Source organism: Faecalispora anaeroviscerum (genome assembly GCF_947568225.1).
Lineage (GTDB): Bacteria > Bacillota > Clostridia > Oscillospirales > Acutalibacteraceae > Faecalispora > Faecalispora anaeroviscerum.
This window is the reverse complement of record NZ_CANOOQ010000001.1, coordinates 262,868-277,049: the sequence shown is the minus strand read 5'-3', so window position 1 is coordinate 277,049 and position 14,182 is coordinate 262,868. Positions and strand designations below refer to the sequence as shown.

Here is a 14,182-nt window from a genome sequence, read left to right as displayed (position 1 = left end):
AACCACAGTAGTTTTCAGTTCCAGCTGATAAACAACATTTTCCGGTACATCACCCAGTGATATTTCCAGTGTTGTTTCATGCGTGGTGGGATTTTGGGTTAGTGTGTAATGCGGACTCCCTGTGTCTTTCCCCATAGCAGCCCAGCCGCTGGGGGTTTCTTTATTGGAAGAATCTCTGGTAATCGTTTGATAACGCAGACTCTTAAACTGCTGAAGAGAATCTTTCAGGACATCGGTAACAATCGCGCTTTTAATCTCTCGGCCGCTGTAGTTTACATTGAAGTTCCAAATCATTTCACGGGTAGACGGAGTATATTTACCGGCCTCTTTGGTTAAAAGGGCGTAGTTCATATTAACATCTTTGCTCACGTTGAACGAAAATGAAGGTAAGCTGCCTCCACCGCCGGAACCACCGGAGCCGCCGCCAGGATTATACTCCGCATCGCCGGGTCCCCAAAACATAGTAACGGCATTTTTCAATGCCTTCGTTGTATACGTCCCGCTCGAAGTCGCGATTGCCTTCGTCTGATACGTAACTGTCAGCGGCTTATTCAGGTCACTTGCCGCAAGCGGGATGACCAAAACAGCTTCGCTGCCATTGATATAATAAACCGCATTTGCACCTGAAGAAGTCAGTGTGTCGAGCCAGTTTTTCTTCTCATCAGCGGTTTTAGCGGAGCCTGACAAGTCAGCATAAGTATATGGTGACGAAGTAGTTGCCTGGGCTGCGCTTCTGGGAGCAGTTTCCTCATTAACCGTAAACTCCACCTGATCAGAAGCATTCAGAGCGTACATATGGGTATCTGTGATTCCTTGAATGGAATCAATCAGGTACACAGTACCGCTTGTTCCGGTAAAGTAGGTATTCGCGGTGATCTTCCAGTCCCAGAAGGGGCTGTTCAGGCCAACGCGCTTCCCGTCCTTTGCCATAAAGCTGCCCTCGAGTGTAGAGGTTACTTCATTGCTGACAACTTTGGGGTCTGTGGCATCCTTTTCATATAGGGAAGCCTTATTTTTAAAGGTAAGATTCGGATTTCCTGTCTGAATCTTCATGTACTTCTGGTAATTGTCTGATGTCATCATGGTGGTAACTGAAAGTGCAATTTCGGTTACATCTGGTGAATCCGGAATGGTATAAGTAAGCTTACCACTTGTATCAACAAAATACTTTCCCGCCTCAGCCTGATCTGCAGACTCAACATCGCCTGTAATTGAACTGGGTGTGCTGCTTGCTACCGCTACCTTTGTTACCGTGAGTCCTTCAGGAATCGGGTCGACAACACTCATGCTGTTCAGTGTTTTGCCAGCCGGTGCTTTTGCGGTAATGGTATAGGTCAAAAAGCTTTTTGAATCCGCTTGGGTAATGTCTGACGCTGTCTTTTCTATTGTATAGGGCTTATCGTCCCCGCCGCCCGGAGTACTGCCCCCGGAAAAGGAAACCGAAACATTAACAATCCCATCCTTCAGCTCCAGATTCGGCGTAACATCTTTTCCTTCGTCATTTTTTATGGACATCTTTGCCGACCCACCCGCGGTTACACCTTTGCCCGCGGTTTCTCCGGTGCGGTTATAAACAAATTTATCAAGACTACCACTCAGCGTGAACACTCCTGTGCCGTCGTCCTTCGTAATGGTGTATTCGCCGATTTTAACGTTTGCTTTTGTTTTCAGGTCATTTTTTGCATTTAAATAGGTGTCAGGGAACGAGAGAGAAGAATCTCCCAGCTTGAAGGAAAACTCAAAGTTGAGACCAGGCAGGTCCTTATAAAGCTGACTGGACGAATCAGCAAGCTCCGTGTCTAAGTTGCCAGTAGGATTTGCCGATGACCAATCCTCAATTGTATCAATAATACTTTTCAGCGCTGGGGGTATGTCTGCGGGATCGCCGGCCATCAAATCGGGGATGGAAACCATTTCCATATCAAAAGCCAGCGACAGCTCGTTCTTACCCGACGTTGCGGTTACTCCAAACGAATTGAACATGTCTTTGGGCGTACAGGCCCCCGTTACATCCAACAGATTCACTGTTGCTGTACCTGCGCCTGCATCCGCATTTGCCACAAACGGCAGAGCCTGCAGAGAAACCAAAAGACACATGATGACCGCAGCAGCTTTTTTCCCCATCCATTTTTTCATGTTATAACCTCCTCAAATATGCTCCGCCTGAACTAAAAGACAGGATAAATACAATATAAAAAATACCTTCTCAGCATTCTTTCATCCATTTTACTGAATCAAAAATGAAAATACAATAATAATTTACATTTTCGCTTTTATGCCAACTTGTATGGTCACAAATTGGAAATTATAGGTATTTTATTTCACGAATTGTCTAATTTACATTCCACTTTGTTAGCTTTTTCAAATAATTTTGCGGTGTATTCCTCTGATTTCCCTACTGGCAGCGATAACAGATGTGATTGCTCCGCGTGCCCTCCTTCGGTTTGTGGCATCCTAATATTTCATAAATTTTCTTGCATTCTGGCCGGGATGGAAATACACTATAAGGAACAACAAAGCTTCTGTTTTTCCACAGCTTCCAGAAATTCGTTTGAAAGAAAGCAGCCTGCACCTGTCTCGCGGGTTTACAGAGAAGGAATGAAAGATACCATGTCTCATAAAAACCAAATCAAAACCGTTCTTCTGCATTTATTTATTGTGCTTGTTCTTCTGCTATCAGCGGCAGGAATCGGATACCTGCTGCGCGATTTTGGACTGCCCGAAGCCAATATCGTGATTGTTTTCTTTTTAGCTGTTCTATTGACCTCACTCCTGATTTCAAGCTATGTCGTGGCCATTTTCACCTCAGTGCTTGCAGCATTTCTGTTTAATTTTTTGTTTACCGAACCTTATTTCAGCTTTTCGTTGAACGCACCCAGCTATATTACCACCCTATTCTTCATGAGTATTGCGGCTTTGCTGACCAGCATGGTAACGTTCCATGCCAAGCAGAACGAAAGAAACGCGAAGGAACGGGAGCTGGAATCTCGCGCTCTTTACGCTCTGACCAACCTGCTGACAGATGCAAAAACCTTTCCCGAAATTGCTGAGCTGGCAGCGGATACCATCAGCAAATCGGTATGCGCAGGTGCAGCCTGTTTGTGTTTTGATGAAAACGGTGAACCGGAAGATTTTTATGTTCAATGCATGCCGGGCCATCCAATACGACGCCGCACAGAGGACGTACCGCGCATACTGCAAAGTCTTTCTGACCTAGACGCCGGCTACGTGGCTGGACCCGTATTTTACGACTGGCCGATTTATGCAAAGGACTCGATTTTGGGGCTGATCCGACTGCCGAGGGAGAAAGCGCAGCGCCTGTCTCCGGCGCAGATTCGGATTCTTCGCTCCATGATCGAAAGCACCGCCCTCGCGATGGATCGCTTTTTGTCTTCTCAGCAGCGAATCCGCCTGCATGAAGAAACCGTACAGGAGCGCTACCGGGTCAACCTGCTGCGGGCGATCTCTCATGATCTGCGCACCCCTTTGGCGGGAATGATGGGAACGTCGGAAATGCTGCTGGGGATGACCGACAGCGCTGACCCCCGCCGCCCTCTGATGGAAGGCATCTATAAGGACGCCGGCTGGCTGCATTCTCTGGTGGAGAACATTCTCAGCCTAACCCGCCTGCAGGACGGCATGCTCGCCATCAGCAAGCAAATGGAGGCCGCCGAAGAAATTCTGGGCGGAGCCGCCCGTTATGTGATGCGTCACCACCCTGGATACGATATTGAGGTTCACGCGCCGGATGAGCTGTTTCTTGTTCCGATGGATGCGAAGCTGATCAGCCAGGTGCTGATCAACCTGCTGGAAAATGCGGTAAAGCATACCGACTCACCCGGTGAAATTTGCGTTTCCGTCGAAGAAGACAAGGAAAATCAAAAAGCGGTTTTCTCGGTACGTGACCGCGGCAGCGGAATCGGGAATTCGGATCTTCCCCATATTTTCGAGCTGTTCTATACATCCCACGCAAAGGAATCGGATTCCCGCAAGGGAGTCGGCCTTGGCCTGGCCATTTGTGACACGATCGTAAAGGCCCACGGCGGAAGCATCTGGGCGCACAACCGTACTGACGGCTCCGGTGCGGAATTTGTGTTCAACCTACCGTTGGAGGTGAAAGACCATGAGTGAAGCCACTCATAAAATTCTGGTTGTAGAGGACGACAGACAAATTCAAAGCTTCATCAGCTATGCGCTCGAGCAGGATGGTTTTTCTTACCTGAGTGCAAACACCGGACACGGCGCCATGAGCCTATTGATTTCGGAACCGATCGAGCTTTTGCTGCTCGATCTGGGTCTGCCGGACTGCGACGGCATGGAAATCATCAAAAAGGTGCGCGAATGGTCGGACATGCCCATCATAGTCGTCTCCGCCCGGGATCAGGACAGAGAAAAGGCTGCGGCGCTCGATGCCGGCGCGGACGATTACCTGACAAAACCGTTTTCCGCTACTGAGCTTTTGGCGCGTATCCGTGTTGCTATCCGGCATCTGCGCAGGCAGAACGCTGAAAAGCCCCAGGCAGTCTATCAGGTGGGAGAGCTGAAAATTGATATGGAGCGACGCCTGACCTACCTTAGCGGAGAAGAGCTTCACCTGACCCCCATGGAATACAGTCTGCTGGCTTTGCTGTTCAAAAACTGCGGCAAGGTGCTGACAACCAGATACATTATTCGTGAGGTATGGGGAGTCGGTTACGGCAACGACACCCAAGCCCTGCGCGCGCTGATGGCTGCGCTGCGCCGCAAAGTGGAAACAAACCCGGCAAAGCCGCGCTACATCGTAACCGAAATTGGGGTAGGATACCGGCTGGTGGATGAATAGTCCCCTATTTTCAAAAGTGTAAAAGTTTTACTGGAAAAACATTATTTTTACATGAAAAAAGCCTGATGCGGAAGAATATCCGTATCAGGCTCTTTTTGCTGCTTCAATCGGTCTGCACCTGAAGCCAACAAACGAACAAATTCCAATTCTCACAGCATTCTCACACCATTGTCTGCCTTTTCACACCCATCTCACAGACTCTTCGCTAGAATAAGAACGGAAATCAAGAAAGGCTGACAGGTAAGGTGTTACAGTATGAAATCTGCGGCTACTATTCAAGAAGAGAAATTGACCGAGCTTTGCAGAGTCGCGAGGCTGCTGATTCACGAACAAAAATACGAAGAATGTGAACGATTGATTTCAAACGCCATGGGGACTTTTCCCCATGCACCGCATCCCCACAACCTCATGGGGATTCTTCTGGAGCAGGAAAGCAACACCTTGGGAGCGATGCGGCATTTTCGGTGCGCGTGGGCGCTCGATCCAACCTATCTGCCGGCCCGATACAATTTAAACCGGCTTGGCAGCCTGACTCCCGACGGTGAATGCGCCTATGAAGAATCAGACTGCGGCGCAACGCCTCATCTCGCGTTTTGTACCCGGCGGGATCCAAATGGAATTATACATGTTATGGAACGGAGAGCAGAACGATGAAAGAATTAAAATCGCAAACCACTACTCAACAGCCGGCTGCACCGCCGGTCAATGATTTACCCCGTAAAATCCGTCAGTTGCCCGTCTCGGAAGTATACGGAGCGCTGGATACCTCGGCACAGGGCATTTCTGCCGCAGAGGCGCAGACGCGCCTGAAGAAGTACGGCAAAAATACGATTCAGGAAAAAAAGGGACAGCCTCTGATCTGGAAGTTCCTCTCCAACTTTACCCACCTGATGGCTATTCTGCTTTGGATCGCCGGTATTGTCGCACTCATCGCAGGAATGCCGGAGCTTGCTATCGCGGTCTGGATGGTCAACGTCATTAATGGCGTGTTCAGCTTCTGGCAGGAGTTCCGCGCCGGAAAAGCGACTGAGGCCCTCAAAAAGCTGCTGCCAGATTACGTCCGCGTGCTGCGCGGCGGCGAGGAGCTTCGCCTTTTGGCTGAGGATCTCGTTCCCGGCGACATCATGCTGCTGTCGGAAGGCGACATGATCTCAGCAGACGCACGCCTTGTGGAAGACAACGACTTGCGCGTGAACCAGTCTACCCTGACCGGAGAATCGAACCCCGTGCATAAGGGACGCGACCAGGTGCTTCGAACCGACATTTCCACTGTGGAGTCGCCTAACCTTGTTTTTGCCGGAACAACGGTTTCCTCCGGTACCGGCAAGGCCATTGTCTGCTCCACCGGAATGGACACTGAATTCGGCCGCATCGCCGGGCTGACCCAGAGCCTGAAGGATGAGTCCAGTCCTCTGCAAAAGGAAATGGGCAATCTAACGAAAAAAGTTTCGGCTATTGCTGTTTCGATCGGCGTCGTATTCTTTATTCTGGCAATCTTTCTTGCAAAATCCGAACCCGTAGCGGCATTTATCTTTGCTCTGGGCATGATTGTGGCGTTTATCCCGGAGGGGCTTCTCCCCACCGTTACGCTGTCACTCGCTATGGGCGTGCAGCGCATGGCAAAGCGCAACGCGCTGATTAAGCGCCTGTCTGCTGTGGAAACGCTCGGCTGCACCACGGTAATTTGCACCGATAAAACCGGCACCCTGACCCAGAACGAAATGACCGTCAGCAACATCTGGTTCGACGGTCGAAACCTGGAAGTAACCGGAGTAGGCTACAATGCCGAGGGCGGGCAGATTCTGGAAGAGAACGGACAGCCCACCGACAAGGACAATGCCGACCTGTGCCAGCTGCTGACCGGTGCGGGGCTGTGCTGCGACGCCAGACTGCTGCCCCCCAATGAAGAAAACAATCACTTTACTGTTCTAGGCGATCCCACCGAAGCCGCGCTGTTGGTTGTGGCGCAGAAAAACGGATTGGATTTGGATCAACTCAGCACAGTGATTCCCCGTTTGCGTGAGCTGCCCTTCGATTCGAGCCGAAAGCGCATGAGCACCATTCACCAGCCCAGAGGCGTCAACCGCCTGGCCTATGTGAAGGGCGCGCCGAAAGAGGTTCTCGACCTGTGTACCCGTCAGCGCAGAAACGGTCTGGTTTCCGGAATGAGCGACGAGGAACGCCAACAGATTATGACAATCAATGACGAATACGCCAAAAAAGGCCTGCGCGTACTGGCAGTTGCCTGCCGCGAGCTGACCGGAGAAATCGCTCTGCCGACCAGCCTGAGCGAATACACCCCCGAGCTGATTGAGCAGGATTTAACCTTCCTAGGCCTGATCGCCATGGTCGACCCACCCCGCCCGGAGGTTGCCGCCGCCGTGAAAAAGTGCCACAAGGCCGGCATTCGCATCATTATGATCACCGGCGACTACGGCCTGACCGCGGAGAGCATCGCCCGCCGCATCGGGATTGTTTCCGGCAGTCATCCCCGCATCATCACAGGCCTGGAGCTGGAAACCATGAGCCAGCAGGACCTGGAGAAAGCGCTGAAAGATGAAGTGATCTTCGCGCGCGTCGCCCCGGAGCAGAAGCTTCAGGTAGTAAGCGCACTGCAGGATATGAAGCAGATTGTTGCCGTAACAGGCGACGGAGTCAACGACTCCCCCGCACTGAAAAAGGCAGACATCGGCGTTGCGATGGGCCGTTCTGGAACGGACGTGGCCAAGGAAGCCGCCGACATGATTCTGACCGACGACAACTTTGCCTCCATCGTCAACGCCATTGAGGAAGGCCGCGCGGTATACAGCAACATCCGCAGGTTTGTGCTTTATATTTTCACCAGTAATATGTCTTGTGCCGTGCCGATGGTTCTGTACCTGTTCTCCGGCGGACTGATTCCGCTGCCCCTGACAATTATGCAGGTGCTGGCGATCGACCTTGGCACCGACATGGTGCCCGCTATGGGCCTTGGCTGTGAAGCTCCGGAGGAGGGCGTGATGGATGCGCCCCCGCGTTCCAGAAAAGATGTTTTGCTCAATCGCCCCTTGATTTTCAGGGCTTTTCTGTGGTACGGTATGCTTGAAGCAGCGTTCGGTATTGCTGCATACTTCTTCCTGAACTTCCTGATGGGCTGGCCCGCAGTTCCCCTGGCTTGCGATGGTATCGCATACCGGATGACCACTTCCATTACCTTTGCCGCCATCGTGCTGTCACAGATGGGCGCGGTATTCGCCTGCCGCACAGACCGTACGTCTATCTTCAAGATCGGTTTGTTCAGCAATCGCCTGATTCTGGTCGGTATCGCAGTAGAATTTACGCTCCTTGCGTGCCTTGTCTTCCTGCCGCTCCCCTTCCTGCACAACCTGTTCAACACAGCTCCTCTGCCGCTGAATCACCTGGGGATGCTGCTGTTCATCCCATTCGCTATGCTGCTGCTGGATGAAGCGCGCAAATGGTTCCTGCGCCGGTCGGACCGCAGAAGGAAGAAAAATAACGACCAACCCCATACTAATAATCCCAATGACGCAAAAAGGGAGGCTATCTGATGAAAATCATTATTGTAGGGTGCGGGCGCAACGGCTCCGGCCTTGCGCAGGCCATGAGTAAAGCCGGTCACGCCGTTACCGTTATTGACTCTGACCCCGCAGCGTTTCTCCAGCTCGGTAAAAACTTTCAAGGAAAAACGGTAGAAGGCATCGGCTTTGACAAGGACGTTCTGCATCAGGCGCAAATTGAACGCACCGATGCGCTGGCGGCTTTTACCTCCAGCGATGAATCGAACGCCGTAATTGCCCGCATCGCCAAAGAGATTTACCATGTTCCGAAAGTGGTCGCACGCCTGTACGACCGCGAAAAGGCAGAAATTTACAAGCGCCTTGGGGTACAGACCCTCTCCACCACCACGTGGGGCATTAAGCGCGCTTCGGATTTGCTGTCGTATTCCACGCTGAATCAGGTTTACAGCTTTGGTAGCGGCGAGGCGGAGCTGGTACGCGTAGAGCTGCCGTCCCTTTTAGTCGGGCACCGGGTGAACGAGCTGACGGTGGTAGGCGATATTCACGTTGTTGCGATTGAGCGCGACAACAAGACCCTGCTGCCAACCACCGGAACGGTATTTCAAAAGGGCGACGTTGTCTACATCGCAGAAATCTCCGCTTCCGGCGGTCAGCTGCGCAGACTGCTCGGCAAAACGATGTGAGGGGGATGAAATCATGAAGGTTATTATTGTCGGCGGCGGCCAGGTAGGCTGCTACCTTGCATCGCTTCTGATTGAACGCGGGCACAAGATCACCATTATTGAAGCAAAGGACAACCGGATTGAGGTTCTTCGAAAAGCTCTGCCGCACGATGCCATTCTGCAGGGAAACGGTGCAGAGCCTAAGGTGTTAGAGGACGCAGGCATCCGCCAGGCGGATGTTGTGGCCGCCGTGACCGGCTCAGATGAAAACAATCTGGTAATCGGCACACTGGCCCGCCTGGAATACGGCGTGCGCAGGGTGATCGGCCGTGTCAACAATCCGAAAAACGCATGGCTCTTCACTCCCATGATGGGCATTGACGCCGCTCTGAATCAGGCCGATCTGATGGCCCGCCTCGTAGCGGAAGAAATGTCGATGGGTGACATGATGACGCTGCTCAAGCTCCACGGCGGCAAGTATTCGCTGGTTGAGCGCATGGTCGAGCCAAACTCCCCCGTACAGGGCAAGCTGCTGCGCGATATTCAGCTGCCCACCGAATGCGTGCTTGTTGCCATTATCCGTAATTCCGATCTGTTGATTCCCCGCGGCGAAACCATGCTGCAGGGCGGCGACAAGGTCGTATCCATTGTCGATATGGATCAGCTGCAGAATATGGAAAAGATTTTGGGCGCAGGAATGTAATCCGTCCAAGCCATAAAACGAGGTTATCCCCCGCCAAAGGCGGGGGATAACCTCGTTTATATCTTACTTTAATAGGGCAGCTTCTTCCTTTTGTTTTGCCACCAGCTCGTTCATCAGAGACAAAATATTTTTGGAAGACTGTGATTTATCGAAGCTCTGGCAGGACTGCCGCATCTTTTCAAGCCTTTCACGGTTGCGCAGCAGCTCGGAAATTGTGGCCGCACAATCGTCTCCCTTGCGAATACGCACCGCCATATCGTGGCTCATCAGGAAATTTGCGTTATCCTCCTCCTGGCCGGGAATCGCGTCGAACACGGCCAGCGGCACATTGCAAGCCAATGCCTCGGATACTGTCAGTCCGCCGGGCTTTGTAATAATCAGGTCGGACGCATGCATATACTTTTCCACTTCATTTGTAAAAAAGACCAAGCGAGTGTGCTTGCAGCCCCTCTGTGGGCTCAGGCGGCACTCTTCGATTTTGTCCTCAAACGCCTGGAAGAGTTTTTCGTTCCGGCCGGTAATGACGATGATCTGAAATGGGAGATCCAGGCACACAATGTCCTCATAAATCTGGAGAATGTTTGAAACACCGAAGCTGCCTGCCATAATTAAAATGGTAAGCAGATCTCGCTTCATTCCAAGCTCTTCAAGTAAGGCAGCCTTATCGGTCTTGTCAAAAAACACATTGTACACCGGGATGCCGAACGGGTACACAATTTCTCGCCGAACACCCATGGCCTCCATTTCCGGCACCATGTCTTCGCTCGACACCACATAAGCGTCCACATTATCCGAAATCCAGGCCTTATGAGGGCCGTAGTCTGTCATAATACAGATCAGCGGCACCTTGACCTGCCCTTTTTCTTTGAGATGGGAAACCATCTCTGTTACAAAAGGGTGTGTGGCGATGATCACATCGGGCTGGTATTCCTCGAACAGGGGCAGCAGCCGCTGACCAAACAGACTGTTAAATTTGGGCACCATCTGGGCCAGAGGATTTTCTTCGTTTGACTTTTGGTACAGCAGACCAAACATTTTCGGGGTCTTGGTGGCCAAAAAATGGTATCCCTCGCAAATTGTTTTATCTAAGATCGGGTGAATTGTTTTTAACGCATCAACCACTTTTACTTCTACATCTGAAGTGTTCTCTAAAAGGTACGACTCAATTGCATGGGATGCCCGTAAATGGCCGCCTCCAGTCGCCGCAGATAGAATAAGAATTTTCACCTGAAGGTTCCTCCTGTCAGAGCGGAACAGCTCCGTTCTGCGTATTTTCAAAATACAGTACCGGCCCAGAGTGCAGAAATGAAAAAATCCGCATTTCTTGCTACAAGGCCGCGTATTTATACAATATAGTATTTCCCACTAAGTTTCAAGCCTTGAACTGTAAATATTTTACGGAAAATAAGGGCTTTCGAAACTTATGTAAAAGATGTAACTTTACATTTATTTGAAAAGGCGATAAAATAGACTCGCGAAAAGCCTTATCATTCTTATTTTTCTGCGTTCTCAGCCTTTTTCCAGGAATCGCGCAGAACAAATTTAGTTTCAGGAAGGAAGGATCACAACATGAATCAACTGACTTATCCCCATCAGGAAGAATCCCTGACGGATTTGTATTCTTCTTCCCCGAAACACAGCAAAAACGGCTCAGGCCGGTGGAAAAAGATTGCGGCCGCCGCAGTCGGTGTCCTGGTTTTGGGCGCGGCTGTGTTTGCGGGTGTCTCTTACTACCAGCAGCAGGAGCAGAGCAAAAATGAGGCCAATCTTTTACAGGCCGATACCTACTACGCCGGAACGGTGGTAGAAGGAATTGATCTGGGCGGAAAAACAAAGGAAGAAGCCAAGCAGCTTCTGGAAAAAGCCCAGCCCGGTCTTCTGCCGAAAATCGATATTCAGCTAACTCACGGCGAAAAAAGCTGGGCCATTTCCGCTGAAGATCTGGGGTACAGCTTCAACACACAGGAGGTTTTGGACGAAGCCTATGCCTATGCCCGCACCGGAAGCGACGAGGAACGCCTGAAGCTGATCGATGAGCTGAAAACGACCCCGAAAACATACAAACTGGCGGCAACACATGACGATACCGTATTAAAGCAGAAGTTAACTGAAATTGGGCAGGCTGTTAATGTTTCGCCAGTCAATGCCACCGTGGCCTCTTTCGATTCCGCCACGGCTACATTTCAATATAAAGATGGAAAAGACGGCCTTGCTGTGGACAACGACTCGCTGCTTTCTCAGGTGAACGCCATGATCAACAGCAGTGGTACGGGAACGATTGAGATTCCTGTTAAAACGGTTCCATTTGATGTGACTCAGGCACTCCTGAAAAGCCATATGCAGAAGCTTGGCACCTACACAACCACCTCTACCAATACCGCGGACGGCAACCACAACATGAAGGTCGCCTCGGCAGCCATTAACGGTAAGGTAATCGAACCCGGCGCTGTGTTCTCATTCAATAACGCTACGGGCGACTCCAACCTGCCGGAAAACGGCTACCGCAAGGCCGTGGCGATTTCCGGAGGAAAAAAAGTGCTGGAGTACGGCGGCGGCGTATGCCAGGTATCCTCCACATTATATGGTGCGGCCATCCGCTCCAATATGGAGATCACCAGCCGTGCCAATCATATGTGGCAGTCCTCTTATGTTCCACTGGGTCTCGACGCGACTGTCAGCTATCCATATCTGGATTTTCAATTTAAAAATCCTACCGAATATCCCGTATACATTGTAGCCGGCATGTCCGGCACGAAGGTGACAGTAACGCTTTACGGTTACCAGTCCCCCGATTATGATAACATTGAGGTCGTATCGCAGAAGACCAGTACCGTGGCTCAGCCGCAGGATCAGCTTGTGGTGGATTCCACACTGAAAAAAGGCCAGAAGGTTCTTGACCGCAAGGGCAACGCCGGGACTCGCGCGTCGGCACAACGAATTTTTTACCTGAACGGCAAGGTCGTAAAGACCGAAGCCCTGCCGAGCAGCTATTACCGCGCGATTGCGAACATTTATAAGGTAGGCCCCGGGACGGAAGGAACCACTTCCTCCACACCGGCCTCTTCCACGCCTACCTCCTCGAAGCCGGTGTCGAGCACGCCGTCCTCCTCTGCGCCGACGTCAAGCGCATCGCCTTCTTCGGCTCCTTCCTCCTCACAGGCTTCCTCTTCTTCCCACTCGTCATTTCAGCAGAACACGGAATTTTCCAGTTCATCCGGACAAACGGAATCAAGCCGATAATGACCCGCAAGGGGCAACTCCCGCGCCCGGCATGTATCAATTTCACCGAAAAGCGGGATACTAGTTTCGAATGAAAGGAGAAATGAGCTTTGCCGAATCAAACAACACTCAAAGACCCCAAAATCAGCGTGATAATTCCCGTCTACAATGTGGAGCCTTTCGTCGGCAAGTGTCTTTCCACTCTGGTACACCAAACGTTTCAGGATTTTGAAATCATCGCCGTCAATGATGGCTCAAAAGACGGTTCCCTTGCCATTCTTCGCGAATTCGAGCGGAATTATATCAATATGCTCGTGATCGATCAGCCCAATGCCGGCATGTCCATGGCGCGCAACCGCGGAATGGAGGAGGCCCGGGGCGAATACCTCTGTTTTGTGGACAGCGACGACTATGTGTCCCCTTATTTTCTGGAGGAGCTGTACCGCACGGCCACCGAAAACGGAGCCGACATTGCCTGCTGCTACTATTATTACCACTTTGTCCGCTCAGATGTATTGTACAAGTACCCGTTCCGTTGCCACGGCGTTTTCAGCCGTGATGTAGCCATGAACAAGCTGTTGCACGACACCCAGATTCAGAGCCTGGTATGGAATAAAATCTATAAAAGAAGCCTGTTTACCGATTACGGCATCACCTTCCCCACCATGGCGTTTGAGGATTTGGCCACCGCAAACCGCCTGTTCTCTCACGCAAACAAGGTTGCAGTAATTGACAAGGCATTGTATTATTATAATCAACAGAGCACCAGCACGCTGGCTACGATTAATGCGGACAAGATCAACGACTTCATCCGCGCCACGGCCATGGTGCGCGCCACCCTGGAACATGTGGGTGTTTATTCCGATTATGAAAAAGCTTACCGCGCTCTTTGCCGTAAAACAGGCTTTTGCTGTCTTTATTATGTGCTGAAAATGCACCTGAGGGAACGAAAGGGCGCTAACTGTCTGAGCAATCTGAACAGGGTGCGCCGGGGCATCCATTACTGCGGCAGCAAACAGTTCGCATTTGAAAATCTGCGCCGCCACATGCCGGATGTTACTGTCTGTCCCCCTTCACTCAAAGAAAATTATTCCACCCGCTAACGAGGGCGCGCCAAATGCGCGCCCTTCCGCTGTATACACGGTAACAAACCGTATCTGCCCGAAGCCATTCTTTCACTGCCTGGCTCGGGGCCGCCAACCATTACACTACGATCAGAAAAATGAAAGCAACAGGGCCGGCAACGCAAACCGGCCGC

The 14,182-nt window shown here is 51.3% G+C and carries 9 protein-coding genes; 8 read left to right on the top strand and 1 reads right to left on the bottom strand.

Annotated features, from left to right (window positions below; all coding sequences use genetic code 11):
• Positions 1-2,610: 2,610 nt before the first annotated feature.
• The 6 genes from QOS46_RS01400 (at position 2,611) to QOS46_RS01375 (ending at position 9,705) form a co-directional block, all read left to right on the top strand.
• Positions 2,611-4,131, top strand: a complete 1,521-nt coding sequence (locus tag QOS46_RS01400) for an ATP-binding protein (protein ID WP_283606723.1) — start codon at positions 2,611-2,613, stop codon at positions 4,129-4,131.
• Positions 4,124-4,822: a response regulator gene (locus QOS46_RS01395; RefSeq protein ID WP_283606721.1), complete on the top strand. Its 699-nt coding sequence runs from the start codon at positions 4,124-4,126 to the stop codon at positions 4,820-4,822. Before QOS46_RS01400 ends, QOS46_RS01395 begins: the two co-directional genes overlap by 8 nt.
• 255 nt (positions 4,823-5,077) lie before the next feature.
• Complete coding sequence (locus QOS46_RS01390) at positions 5,078-5,476, top strand: hypothetical protein (RefSeq protein WP_283606720.1); 399 nt, start codon at positions 5,078-5,080, stop codon at positions 5,474-5,476.
• The gene (locus tag QOS46_RS01385; protein ID WP_283606719.1) at positions 5,473-8,370 is read left to right on the top strand and encodes a cation-translocating P-type ATPase; all 2,898 of its coding nucleotides are present in this window, start codon (positions 5,473-5,475) and stop codon (positions 8,368-8,370) included. Before QOS46_RS01390 ends, QOS46_RS01385 begins: the two co-directional genes overlap by 4 nt.
• Positions 8,370-9,023: a potassium channel family protein gene (locus QOS46_RS01380; RefSeq protein WP_283606717.1), complete on the top strand. Its 654-nt coding sequence runs from the start codon at positions 8,370-8,372 to the stop codon at positions 9,021-9,023. Before QOS46_RS01385 ends, QOS46_RS01380 begins: the two co-directional genes overlap by 1 nt.
• A gap of 13 nt (positions 9,024-9,036) precedes the next feature.
• Complete coding sequence (locus QOS46_RS01375) at positions 9,037-9,705, top strand: potassium channel family protein (RefSeq protein WP_283606716.1); 669 nt, start codon at positions 9,037-9,039, stop codon at positions 9,703-9,705.
• A 63-nt stretch (positions 9,706-9,768) separates the two neighbouring features.
• Here the strand turns inward: QOS46_RS01375 and QOS46_RS01370 are convergent, their stop codons facing one another.
• Positions 9,769-10,932 carry an MGDG synthase family glycosyltransferase gene (locus tag QOS46_RS01370; RefSeq protein ID WP_283606715.1) on the bottom strand — a complete coding sequence of 388 codons (1,164 nt, stop codon included), beginning with the start codon at positions 10,930-10,932 and terminating at the stop codon, positions 9,769-9,771.
• 342 nt (positions 10,933-11,274) lie between these two features.
• Between QOS46_RS01370 and QOS46_RS01365 the strand changes: the two genes are divergently transcribed.
• Together QOS46_RS01365 and QOS46_RS01360 are read left to right on the top strand one after the other, a co-directional pair.
• Complete coding sequence (locus QOS46_RS01365) at positions 11,275-12,945, top strand: VanW family protein (protein WP_283606713.1); 1,671 nt, start codon at positions 11,275-11,277, stop codon at positions 12,943-12,945.
• A gap of 89 nt (positions 12,946-13,034) precedes the next feature.
• Positions 13,035-14,027, top strand: coding sequence for a glycosyltransferase (locus QOS46_RS01360; RefSeq protein ID WP_283606712.1), 993 nt, complete (start codon positions 13,035-13,037; stop codon positions 14,025-14,027).
• Positions 14,028-14,182 lie beyond the last annotated feature (155 nt).

Excerpts from the sequence above, each read along its gene's own strand:
- QOS46_RS01395 (WP_283606721.1), top strand. The coding sequence starts at position 4,124 with ATGAGTGAAGCCACTCATAAAATTCTGGTTGTAGAGGACGACAGACAA.
- QOS46_RS01380 (WP_283606717.1), top strand. The coding sequence starts at position 8,370 with ATGAAAATCATTATTGTAGGGTGCGGGCGCAACGGCTCCGGCCTTGCG.
- QOS46_RS01375 (WP_283606716.1), top strand. The coding sequence starts at position 9,037 with ATGAAGGTTATTATTGTCGGCGGCGGCCAGGTAGGCTGCTACCTTGCA.
- QOS46_RS01400 (WP_283606723.1), top strand. The coding sequence starts at position 2,611 with ATGTCTCATAAAAACCAAATCAAAACCGTTCTTCTGCATTTATTTATT.
- QOS46_RS01365 (WP_283606713.1), top strand. The coding sequence starts at position 11,275 with ATGAATCAACTGACTTATCCCCATCAGGAAGAATCCCTGACGGATTTG.
- QOS46_RS01385 (WP_283606719.1), top strand. The coding sequence starts at position 5,473 with ATGAAAGAATTAAAATCGCAAACCACTACTCAACAGCCGGCTGCACCG.
- QOS46_RS01390 (WP_283606720.1), top strand. The coding sequence starts at position 5,078 with ATGAAATCTGCGGCTACTATTCAAGAAGAGAAATTGACCGAGCTTTGC.